The organism is Pseudarthrobacter cellobiosi, assembly GCF_023913755.1.
Taxonomy (GTDB): Bacteria; Actinomycetota; Actinomycetes; order Actinomycetales; family Micrococcaceae; genus Arthrobacter; species Arthrobacter cellobiosi.
In genome coordinates, this window is sequence record NZ_JAMXBJ010000050.1 from 509,648 (window position 1) to 521,288 (window position 11,641).

Below are 11,641 nucleotides of genomic sequence, written 5' to 3' on the forward strand. Positions count from 1 at the left end.
GACTTTAGGCGGCCGTGCGGCTCCGAAGCTCGGCCACAACCTCGTGTACTTCGCCATCCATGATGACTTGGCCGTGTTCGAGGAGAATGCCCCGCTCGCAAACAGTTGAGACCAAGTCCAGATCGTGACTGACCACAAAGAGGGTTTTGCCCTTGTCCGACAGCTCCTTGATTTTGGCGATGCACTTCCGCTGGAAGGGCTCATCTCCCACCGCTAGGATCTCGTCAATGAGGAAAACCTCGGGGTCCGTATGTACAGCGATGGAGAATGCCAGCCGAAGGTACATGCCGGAGGAGTAAAACTTGACCTCGGTATCGATGAACTCGCCGATCTCCGAGAATTCAACGATGGAATCGAACATCTCGTCAATCTGCTTCTCGGTCATGCCCAGAATCGCACCGTTGAGGTAAACGTTGTCGCGTCCGCTGAGGTCGTGGTGGAAACCCGCGCCGACCTCAATGAGGCCGGCAACCCGCCCTCGGGTGTAGACGGTGCCGCCGTCGGGCTGAAGGACTCCCGAGATGAGTTTCAGGAGAGTGGACTTCCCGGAGCCGTTCAGCCCCAACAGAGCCACGGTCTCCCCCTGCTTCACTTCCAGAGAGACATCCGTCAGTGCCATGAACTTCTTGGAAAGGTCACCCTTGCGCCCCTTGACCAGCCAGACGACAGCTTCCTTCATGGAGCGCGTGTGGCGGAGTACGAACTGCTTGCGCAGCCCACTACAACTGATGGCTATATTGCCGAGTGCACTCACGTCACAGCTCCTGAGCGAAATGGACGGCCGCGCGGCGGAAGGTCAGTTGCCCTACGAACAACACGGCCAAAGAAATAAGGAAGGCGACGGGAAGCCAGACCGTCATGAGATCCGGCGGCATCGAGGCGAGCCCCAACTGGTCCTCCTTCAAGGTGGGGAACCAGAATGCCCAGTGGAAGATTTCCACGGCAACGGTCATGGGGTTGAGCTGGTACACCCAATACCAGGAGCCCATGACGTTCTGAACCATCGTCCACACGTAGAGTACCGGTGAAGCCCAAGTGACCACCATCAGGATCATGTCGACGATGTTCTCCGAGTCACGGAAGTAAACATTGGCGGCGCTGAACAGGAGGCCCAGTCCTGTTGCAAGAATTGAAACCAAGACAAAGGCCAACACGGCTGCGGCCAGCTGAAGGACGCTGGGGGTCCACCCTGCGATCAAACATGCCCCGATGAGTACAACGATTTGTGGCAGGAAGTGCGCTGCCGACACCCAGACCGTGGCCACCGGAAACAGCTCGCGAGGAAGGTAAATCTTTCTGATGAGATCCCGGTTGTCCACGATGGATCTGGTGGCGTTGCCCAGGGACTCGGTAAAGAAGTTCACCAGCACGATGCCGGCAAACAGATAAATCGCGTAGTTGGGCGTTCCGCGCTGCAGATTCAGGAAGATCCCAAGAGCCACGAAGTAGATGAGGAACTGCATCAGTGGTTTAACGTAAGACCACAACAATCCCAAGACCGATCCGCGGTAGCGGACTTTGATCTCCTTCCGCACCAGGAGCTTGAGCAGGAACCGGTGGTCATAGACGTCAAGCAGGCCGCGCCCCTGGCCGGGGCGGATCATTTCGTCAGTGGTGCCGGACATCTACTTTGAATCCTCCGACGCAGCATCGAAGGTCTTCTTCCACGACTCCATCGAGCTGACCTCGGCAACGGCGTTGCGGTACTGCTCGGCCAGCCGATCCCACTCGCGGAAAAGCCTTACATGCAGGCGGGTGGCTTCTGTCAGCATCGATTTCAGCTTTTTCGGGTCGCGCTGATACCACGAAGCGCCAGTTCCTTCGGCGTTGGAGACCACCACGCTGTCGTAGTGGGCAACCCTGAACCAACGGTTATCCCGGTGGGCGAGATATCCCTGGGGCCGCTCGGCACTTTCCGGACCCGGCGCCTTGATCAGCTGCCGCGCAACAGTCTTGATGCCCCACGGGATCAGGTCCTTCTTGCTTGGCATCCCGACGACGGTGCCTCCCATCGGTCCGCGCCCCAGTTTCGGAGCGGGGAAGTCATCAACGTCGTCCTTCAGTTGGGCGTCGGGATAGGAAGCCTTCAGCGCGTTGATTTCCGGCAGCTTAGTGCCGAGTACCCGGTGGAGGTCCTCGGGCCCCTTGAAGAGGTCTTTCAAGGCCTCGATGCGGCCGTGTTCGGTGAAGTACTGCATCGAGACCAGGTGCTTGACATCTGACTGGACCGATTCCCGCAGTACGCGCCCACCCTTGGGATAGGGGCTGTGGATCAGCGTGGTGATCAGGCGGTTGCGCTCGTGGAAGTACGCCTGCCATCCCACTAGGTCGTCCTTGTCGATCCATGAAACATGCCACACAGCAGCGCCGGGAAGAGACACCGTGGCGAATCCGGCCTCCCGCGCGCGAAGCCCATATTCGGCGTCGTCCCACTTAATGAAGAGCGGCAGTGAAAGACCGATCTCCCGGATGACCTCGGTGGGAATCAGGCACATCCACCAGCCGTTGTAGTCCACATCCACTCGCCGGTGCAGCCAAGCCGTCTGGCGGAGGTTTGCGATGCTGAAGTCGTGGCGTACTTCCATGTCCGCGTGGGGCAGGGCCGGGACGATCCGGAACGGATCAACAACCTCGCCGAATGTGTGGAGCACACTTCGGTTGTAGAGGTCGAACATATGCCCGCCGACAATGGTCGGCTTCTTGCAGTGGTCGGCGAAGGTCAGCAGCCGCACGATGCTTTCCGGCTCCACGACAATGTCGTCGTCAAGGAGCAGTACGTAGTCGCTGCCGTTCTCAACGGACTCGTACATCCCGCGCGCGAAGCCACCGGATCCACCAAGGTTCGCTTGGTTGATGATCCTCAGCTTTCCGCCCAACGATTCCTTGACGGCGGTGAAGCCATCCTGTGCCTCGACCTTTTGTGTCCCCTGGTCCACGATCAGGATCTCCTTGACGTTCTCAAGGACATCAGGATTCTCTGCGAGGATGCGGGCGTTGTTCAGGCAGAAATCAGGCTTGTTCATCGTGGTGATCTGGAGAGTGACCTGGCCTTTGGATTCGCGGCTGGACTCGGCCTGCCACTCACCGTTCTCCAACAGGAGCTCTCCGGAACTTGCGGCCAGATCAAACCAGTACCAGCCGCCGTCGCCGAACGGCTTCAACGTGAGGTCAAAGACAGACGTTGCGTCTCCGTCGACATGTTTGCCGTCAACGCGCTGAACCGACCCGCGCGCATTGGATTTGTACACAGTGACAGTTCCCGTGCCGCTGGTGCGGACGACAAGGCGTACGTCCCGGACCGAGGTCCAGCGCTTCCAGTAGCTGGCAGGAAACGCGTTGAAGTAGGTGCCAAACGACATCTGCTCACCCGAACGGACACGCATCGACTGCCTCGTCAGCAGGTCCTCGAAGTGCGCCTCACGGCTGCCGGAGCTGAACATCTGCAGCTTCTGTTCCGGGAGCTTGGGTGTGCGGGCCAGTTCGTCATTCTCCCGAAGCCTGATCCCGCTGGCCGTTCCGGCATCAACGTACAGCGAAACAGTGTCCATCTGGTCGCCGGACGGTAGGATCACGCGCTGCAAAGTTGACCATGTGTTCGCCGATGCAGTCTCGCTCATGCGTCCACTCCTCCACTTTCAAGCTTGGCGCCGCCTTCAAAATGCGGCCGGATCTGGTTGTCGAACATGGTCAGGGCCGAGCCGATGGCCATGTGCATATCGAGGTATTTGTAGGTGCCCAAACGTCCGCCAAAGAGAACGTCCTTCTCTGCTGCAGCAAGATCGCGGTACTTGAGAAGGCGTTCCCGGTCCGTGGGCGTGTTGATCGGGTAATAGGGCTCGTCGCCCTTTTCTGCGGCACGGGAGAACTCCCGCATGATGACGGTCTTCTCCGTCTGGTACTCACGCTCGGGGTGGAAGTGGCGGGGCTCGATGATACGCGTGTAGGCCACATCGGCGTCGTTGTAGTTGACCACCGACGTTCCCTGGAAGTCGCCGACGTCGAGCACTTCCTTTTCGAAGTCGATGGTTCGCCACGAGAGGTCGCCTTCGGCGAAATCGAAGTAGAGGTCAACCGGACCCGTATAGATCACGGGGATGTTCCCGACGACCTTGTTCTTGCTGTACTCGTGCGACTCGTCGAAGAAGTCGGTGTTGAGCCGGACTTCGATGTTCGGGTGTTCCGCCATCTTTTCGATCCAGGCCGTGTAGCCGTTGGTCGGCAGGCCCTCGTACTTGTCGTTGAAGTACCGGTTGTCGTAGTTGTAGCGCACAGGCAGCCTGGAGATGATGCCGGCGGGCAGGTCCTTGGGATCGGTCTGCCACTGCTTGCCGGTGTAGTGCTTGATGAACGCCTCGTAGAGCGGCCGTCCGATGAGCTGGATGCCCTTGTCGTTCAGGTTCTGCGGATCCGTCCCGGCGAGTTCGCCAGCCTGTTCCTGGATCAGAGCCTGCGCCTGACCTGGTGTCAGGTTGGCGCGGAAGAACTGGTTGATGGTGGCCAGGTTGATGGGCAGGGAGTAGACCTCGCCCTTGTGCACGCCATAGACCTTGTGGACATAGTTCGTGAAGGTGGTGAACCGGTTCACGTACTCCCACACGCGCTCGTTCGACGTGTGGAACAGGTGCGCGCCGTAGCGGTGCACTTCGATCCCGGTCTGTTCTTCCTTTTCGCTGTACGCGTTCCCACCAATGTGGTGGCGGCGGTCGAGGACAACCACCTTCAAGCCGAGCTCAGTGGCGGCCTGTTCTGCGATTGTCAGGCCGAAAAAGCCCGACCCTACGATGACGAGGTCAGCGGTCACAAAATCTCCAGTTTCGAGTGAGGGCAGCACAACGCAGTGCATTGTCTGCGGTTCCAGCCTACCCGAGACACTGTCGTGACCGTCCAATCCGGAGGCTCGCCTACCGCAGCTGCTGTACCCCGTGGCGGTCGCCGATCGGCGCGCGGAGGCGCTCCCGCCCTTATCCACATACGGCCTTCACCCCCGCGACACCCGCCTGCATGATGGCTAGCTTAAAGACAAGCTGACCGTTAGGACCTTCGCATCATGCCGCTGCACTGCACGCTCGTTCGGAGCCCGGGCGCAGCTCTGCAGGAATCGCCCGTGGAACTGACCGTTGAGGGTCCTTGCGGGGCGGCCGGCGCGGAACTGCAGGCAGCGCTGGCCTGCAGGTTTGGGACGGGCACAGTGAGCGTCAACGACCGGGATGTCAGTTCGCTCACGCTCGGACAGCCTCCGCTGGTCAACGGAGCCACGCTCGTTGATGGAGCGGGCCTGACGGCGCGCAGGTCCCGGCCACGCGGCTCCGAAACTCCGGCGTCACTGGCATTGGCCGTCCACAGCGGTTCCGGCGCGGGGACAGTTGTGCCGCTGCGGCGCGGCACGTACACAATCGGCCGCAGCAATGCCGACATTCTCATCCCAGACGCCGACGTTTCGCGGGCCCATGCACACCTGGTGGTCACCGAGACAGCCATCACGATTGTTGATCTGGACAGCGCCAACGGCACCGATGTGGACGGCGAGCGCGTGCGGAATGCCGTGATTTCGACGGGCTCCACCATTCGTTGCGGCAACTCCACCATGTCGTTGGTGTTCCTTGAGCGTTCGCGTGACGGCTTGGCCGACGCGGGGACGGATGTCCATGAGACGTTGGTTGTCAGCCGCCGAGACGATCCCACGAACCGCGCGGCGCTGCTCCTGACGGCCGTGCTGCCAGTGGTCATCGGCGTAGGGCTTGCCGTCGTGACCGGAATGTGGATGTTCCTGGCCTTCACGGCCGTCTCCGCGATCTCCATCCTCGTGCCCGTGATCGCTGGGCGCAGGCAACGCCGCGAACTGGCTGCCGCGGTCAGGGCTGCCGTCACCCAAGACCAGGAACGACGACGGCGGGCCGCGCCGCCGCTCTCGGACCTGACCATCGGGGATACAACAGGAAGGGATCGGGCCGGGCCGGCCACCAACGAGGGCATCTGGCTGCGGCTGGGCCAGGCAATCCAGCCGGCCAACCTCCGGTTCGAGCCCACGGATCCGGGCCGTGCAATTCCTTCGGCCGGTATGCTGCCACTTGCGCTGAGTCCGGCCAAGCCCGTCACCAGCATCCTCGGGCCACGTGCCTCCGTTGACGGGCTGGTTCGCTCACTCCTGATGCAGCTCGCGGCATATCCCCTGGGCCGGAATACCCGGGTGGTTGTGCATGGCAATGCGGAGCTGCTCCCCTTCACCGCACGATATCTGGACCGCGTCACGCTTTCCAGTAACGCCAGGACCATCGGAACCTTGCTCGAACAAGGCTTCGGACCTGCTCCAGCACACGGCCTGCTCCTTCTCAGGGACGGCACGGAGTCCTCGGCCCGAATCACAGCAACGGCCTTGGAACACGGGTGGCAGGTCATCCATGCCCCCGAAGGCGGGTCCATACTGACGACAGCTCACGTGGAACTCGGTGAACGCTCGTCTGTGTTCTATGACGGTGATGACAGCATCCAATTCGCTCCCGATCTGGCCCCCATTAACGTCTTTAACAGCTTTTGCCGTCGGCTGGCGGGGGAGGCAAACCAGACCGGCGGTGCGGTAGGGACCATCCCCACGTCCTGCCGGCTCGAAGAACTGCTGCCCTACTCCACTTCCGACACATCCCGAAGATGGTTAGCAAACAGCAGCCGACCCGGGCTAGCCTTTCCCATCGGGCGTGGCCTTGAGGGTGTCCGGACACTCGATCTCCAAAACGACGGACCCCACCTGATGGTCGCCGGGACCACTGGCTCAGGAAAATCCGAACTCCTGCGCAGCATCACGGTTGCTCTCGCCCTCAGCTACGCGCCGGACCGCATCAACTTCCTCTTTGTGGATTTCAAGGGCGGCTCCGGACTCGGACCCCTGACCGGGCTCCCGCACTGTGTGGGTATGCTCACCGACCTGAGCAGCCATGAGCTCGAACGCGCCCTGCAGTCCCTCCGCGCCGAGATCAAATTCCGGGAACAGAGCCTTGCGGCAGTTCAGGCACCGGACCTGACGTCATTCCGGGCAACGTCGGCGGGCCGCGCGTCGCCGCTCCCCCATCTTGTAATTGTCATAGATGAATTCCGGATGCTGGTGGAGGATGCTCCCGAATCGCTCCGGGAATTGATGAGGATCGCCGCCATCGGCCGTTCCTTGGGCATCCACCTGATCATGGCCACGCAACGGCCCCAGGGCGCGCTGACGGCCGACATCCGCGCCAACGTCACCACCAGCATCGCGTTGCGCGTCCAGTCGGAGATGGAATCCGTGGACATCATCAATTCGAAAGCCGCGGCCGGGATCAGCGTCGATACTCCGGGCCGGGCTTACCTGGCCCGCGGAACGGAGGCTCCGCTGGAGTTCCAGGCCGGATCCCTGACAGCCGGAGCCATCCGATCCGAACCCGCCGGAATCTCGGTATGGTTGGCCTCCGAGTACATCGATGCCCCTGCAGTGCTGGGGCATTCCGGATCCGCCGGCCATGAACCGACGCCTGCCGAGGCAACCGCCCCGTTGACAGCTTCCATGTCCGCGTTGTGGGAGACCATGAACCGTCCGGCCATCCGGAAGCCGATTGCTGCACCGCTCCCCCGTCTCCTCCCCGAACCTGCAGCCTCGTCTACCCCCGGGACCGTAGAAGGCGACGCTGACGACGACGATGGCGCCAGTGACAGGACCAAGGCCGACGCCGGCGCCACCAGCTGGTCCGTAACGCTCGGCCTGATGGACCTGCCCGCCGAACAGCGAACCGCACCCTTGATCTGGGAACCTGCCGGCCACGGACACCTGGCCCTTGTTGGCGGACCGGAATCAGGAGTGCCCGAGGCCATCCGGCTGGCAGTCCTCGGCTTGGCATCCCACGCCCGCGAATCCCACTTGTATGTGTTGGACCCGGACAGTTCGTTCGTGGGGTTGGCTTCCCACTGCCGGGTGGGCGCCACGGCAGGACTGCACGAGCTTCGCCGTGCCGTACGCATCCTGGAGCGTCTGGCACGGGAGCAGTCACTCCGGCTGGGACGTCCCGCCGCTGACGACGACATACCGCTCGTGCTCGTGATCGCTGGCTGGGGATCCTGGCTCTCGGCCTTCCGTGCCGGGCCGTTGGCGTGGGCCGAGGACGTTCTCCATGACCTTGTCCGTGATGGAAGCCGGGCCGGTATCACGGTGATCATCTCAGGACAGCGGGAACTGGTCACTTCCAGGTTCTTCGCAGCCGTTCCCAACCGCGTGTACTTCCCGACCGGATCCAGCGACGACAGCCGGATTGCCTGGCCGAAACTGCCTCCGACAGCGCCCGCGGTGGGAAGGGGCGTCGCTGTGGGCGCGCTGTCGGGTGGAAGAACTGCAGTCTGCCAGTTCTACACGGCTGCCGGCGCTGAGGCCGCGGATCCGGGGGTAGCCCAAGCGCCGGAGCCTTCCCTGCGGCGTCGACCATTCCGCGTGGAGCCCCTGCCGGCCGTGGTTCCTGCGGCCCGGATCCTGAACCGGGCGGCCCCTCAGATCCCGGCTGGACTGAAAGGCAGGATCCCACTGGGGCAGCGCGTCCTCCGCATCGGCGTGGGCGGCGACGAACTTGAACCGATATCCGTCCGGGCGCCTGCGGGTGGAGTACTGGCCGTGCTGGGCGGCCCGGCGTCGGGCAAGTCGTCTTTTCTCCGGCTCCTGCCAAAGATCAACCCTGAAGCAGGACCGTGGCTTATGCCGGAGCAGGACACCGAACCGGGTGCCTATTGGTCCGGGATCCTGCGCCAAGCCACCACGGGCGGTCTGGAACGAAACTCGGTGGCTTTGGTTGACGATGCGGACCTGTTGCCGCAGGACATCACCCGCGACCTTGCCGACCTCAACACGCTCGGAATCACGGTGGTGATGACCGCGGGGTACAGTCCGATACTCGCCCAGCGGGTTCCACTGGCGCTCCAGGCGCGAAACCTGGGCTGCGGCATCCTGATCGCGCCCCGGACCTTTATGGACGGCGACCTCTTTGGGGTCCGCTTCGAGGCGGATCCCAACCCGCCACCGGGACGGAGCGTTCTCATCCAGAACGGCCGCGCGACGGCCGTCCAGATGGGCTGGGTACCGCCGGATCAGTCGCTGGACGGATTGGCCGCCTAGATGGCCGGCAACACGCCTAGAACGCCGGAGGCGAATCGCCTGTCCGGGATGCGTAGCTGATGACGCGTTTGTCGAACAGGAGCACTATGGCCGCAAGTGCCGGCGCCACCATGGCGATCCCCGCCCAGATAACGCCGCCGGTAAGGGTCGGGACGCCGATAGTCAGGACAAACAGCTGGGCCACCAGCGCCGCTGCCCTCGTCCACCGCCGCCCACGGAAGAGGAAGTGCCCCACCGAATAGAGCCAGGCCGAGAAAGCGAGCAAGAGGACCAGAGTAAATACGGCTCCCCAAAAAGACAGGACCGGTGCACCGGTCAGGAGTTCGTAGCCGTACCAGGCGGCGGCAACCAATAGCGCGGTGGCCTCGGCGGCAACAACAAGGGCTATCGCCACAATGCCGTGCGGGCGCGTGGATGGCGACGGATCTGCAGGGTTCGTGGGGGGTCTTGACACACTGGCACCCTACCGGAGATAGTCGGACAGTGGCGGGGGTCGGCAATGCCCGTGTGATGTATCGCTCAGCTATCCGGGGATTTCAAGCTGTATTACCCCTTGTTTACACAGCGTTAACATGACAGGCTTGACTGAGATGACCAAGGGGGCCCCTCAGGGCCCTTTTCCTTTGTAGCTACTAGTGAATTATTTCACAAACGGCTTATCCCAGAATTGGAGCAACTGATCAGCATGGATTGGCGTAACCGCGCGGCGTGCCTCGACAAGGACCCGGAACTGTTTTTCCCCGTAGGAAACACAGGGCCTGCCCTCCTCCAGATTGAGGAAGCCAAAAGCGTTTGCCGCCGCTGCCCCGTCGTTGACACGTGCCTCCAGTGGGCTCTCGAGTCCGGCCAGGACGCCGGCGTCTGGGGCGGCATGAGCGAAGACGAGCGCCGCGCCCTTAAGCGCCGCGCCGCACGCGCCCGCCGCGCCTCCTAGGCTCGGTCCTTAAGGCCCTAGCACCAACAGCCTCACACAACGACGGCCGCAACCCTTCCGGGTTGCGGCCGTCGGCAGTTAAGTCATGGGCAAGGTCCCCGGGCTACCTGGCCGCCAGGCTCAGGCGGATCTGGACAGCCGTTCCGCCGCCGTCGCGCGGGTGCCACGCGATGGTGCCGCCCAGCTCACTGGTGACCAGCGTGCGGACAATCTGCAGCCCCAGCCCCTCGACGTGCGGAGTGTCCGGCAGTCCCACACCGTCGTCGGCAATCGTGACGGTCAGCAGTTCCTCGCCGTCTTCCTCTTCGGAACGGTCCGCGAGGAGCCACACTGTGCCCGTACGTCCTTCGAGCCCGTGCTCGACGGCGTTCGTCACCAGTTCATTGATGACCAGTGCCAGCGGGGTGGCGAAGTCGCTGGGCAGTTCCCCAAACAGTCCGGACCGCTCGGTCTTGACCTGCTGCGATGGCGAGGCGACCTCTGCGGAAAGCCTAAACTGGCGGCCGATCAGCTCGTCGAAGTCAACGCTCTGCGCCAATCCCTGCGAAAGAGTCTCGTGGACCAGCGCGATGGTGGCCACGCGCCGCATCGCCTGCTCCAGGCCCTGCTTGGCCTCGTCGCTGACCATCCGGCGGGACTGCATACGCAGCAGGGCGGCAACGGTCTGCAGGTTGTTTTTCACCCTGTGATGGATCTCGCGGATGGTCGCATCCTTGGTAACGAGTTCCATCTCCCGGCGCCGCAGTTCGGACACGTCCCGGCACAGCACCAGCGCACCAAAGCGCTGCTGCTCATCCCGCAGCGGGATGGCCCGCAGCGACAGGCTCACACCACGGGATTCAATCTCACTACGCCACGGCATCCGCCCCGTCACCACCAGCGGCAGCGTCTCGTCAACCAGCCGCCGGTCCTTCAGCAGGCCGGCGGTCACCTCCGCCAGGGAACGGCCTTCCAGCGACTCGCCGTCGCCCAGCCGCCGGAAAGCCGACACCCCGTTGGGGCTTGCGTACTGCACAATTCCTTCGGCATCGAGCCTGATCAGGCCGTCCCCCACACGAGGCGCGCCGCGGCGCGAACCGGTGGGCGAGGCAAAGTCAGGCCACAGACCCAGCGTTCCCATCCGGAGGAGATCGTAGGCGCACTGCCGGTACGTCAACTCCAGGCGGGACGGCATCCGGGAACTGGACAGGTCCATGTGGGTGGTCACCACAGCTAGGGTCCGGCCGTTGCGCACCATCGGCACAGCCTCCACCCGCAACGCCATGTCCGCGCTCCAGTTGGTCTCACTGGACCGCTCGATGGCGCGGCTGCTCCAGGCCTTGTCCACCAGCGGCTGCAGGTCCTGCCGGATGGGCTCGCCCACAAAGTCACCGTGGAACACGGTGTGCGTGGTGGACGGCCTGACGTGCGCCAGCGCCACATAGCCGTGATCCGGGTGCGGGAACCACAACGCCAGGTCAGCGAAAGCCAGGTCAGCGACCATCTGCCAGTCGCCCACCAGGAGGTGCAGCCATTCGGCATCGCCCGGCCCGAAATCAGCGTGTTCCCTGATGGGGTCCGTAAAGATTGCCACTGCACCTCCAGTTACG

Annotated in this window: 8 protein-coding genes; 2 read left to right on the plus strand and 6 right to left on the minus strand. The window is 63.0% G+C overall.

Features of this window, described 5'->3' with window-relative positions; all coding sequences use genetic code 11:
• Window positions 1-4: 4 nt before the first annotated feature.
• From NG696_RS19955 to glf, 4 genes are read right to left on the minus strand one after another with little or no spacing between them, the layout of a single operon-like run.
• Entirely contained in the window at window positions 5-754 is a 750-nt protein-coding gene (locus NG696_RS19955; protein WP_252567245.1) for an ABC transporter ATP-binding protein, read from the minus strand.
• A 1-nt stretch (window position 755) separates the two neighbouring features.
• Window positions 756-1,625 (minus strand): ABC transporter permease, encoded by an 870-nt coding sequence (locus NG696_RS19960; protein ID WP_252567247.1) that lies wholly within the window; start codon window positions 1,623-1,625, stop codon window positions 756-758.
• Window positions 1,626-3,617 carry a glycosyltransferase gene (locus tag NG696_RS19965; protein WP_252576537.1) on the minus strand — a complete coding sequence of 664 codons (1,992 nt, stop codon included), beginning with the start codon at window positions 3,615-3,617 and terminating at the stop codon, window positions 1,626-1,628.
• The gene (gene glf, locus NG696_RS19970; RefSeq protein WP_252567251.1) at window positions 3,614-4,801 is read right to left on the minus strand and encodes a UDP-galactopyranose mutase; all 1,188 of its coding nucleotides are present in this window, start codon (window positions 4,799-4,801) and stop codon (window positions 3,614-3,616) included. The genes NG696_RS19965 and glf overlap by 4 nt, the downstream gene beginning before the upstream one ends.
• Before the next feature lie 387 nt (window positions 4,802-5,188).
• On the opposite strand from glf, the gene NG696_RS19975 reads away from it, so the two are divergent.
• Window positions 5,189-9,118, plus strand: coding sequence for an FtsK/SpoIIIE domain-containing protein (locus NG696_RS19975; protein WP_252576538.1), 3,930 nt, complete (start codon window positions 5,189-5,191; stop codon window positions 9,116-9,118).
• 16 nt (window positions 9,119-9,134) lie between these two features.
• Here NG696_RS19975 and NG696_RS19980 read toward each other — a convergent pair whose 3' ends face one another.
• On the minus strand, window positions 9,135-9,572 hold the full coding sequence (locus NG696_RS19980; protein WP_374211266.1) for a hypothetical protein: 438 nt from the start codon (window positions 9,570-9,572) through the stop codon (window positions 9,135-9,137).
• A 231-nt stretch (window positions 9,573-9,803) separates the two neighbouring features.
• On the opposite strand from NG696_RS19980, the gene NG696_RS19985 reads away from it, so the two are divergent.
• Window positions 9,804-10,052: a WhiB family transcriptional regulator gene (locus tag NG696_RS19985; protein WP_003804966.1), complete on the plus strand. Its 249-nt coding sequence runs from the start codon at window positions 9,804-9,806 to the stop codon at window positions 10,050-10,052.
• A gap of 103 nt (window positions 10,053-10,155) precedes the next feature.
• On the opposite strand, the gene NG696_RS19990 is transcribed toward NG696_RS19985, so the two are convergent.
• Window positions 10,156-11,625 carry a sensor histidine kinase gene (locus NG696_RS19990; RefSeq protein WP_252576539.1) on the minus strand — a complete coding sequence of 490 codons (1,470 nt, stop codon included), beginning with the start codon at window positions 11,623-11,625 and terminating at the stop codon, window positions 10,156-10,158.
• Between the last annotated feature and the right edge of the window lie 16 nt (window positions 11,626-11,641).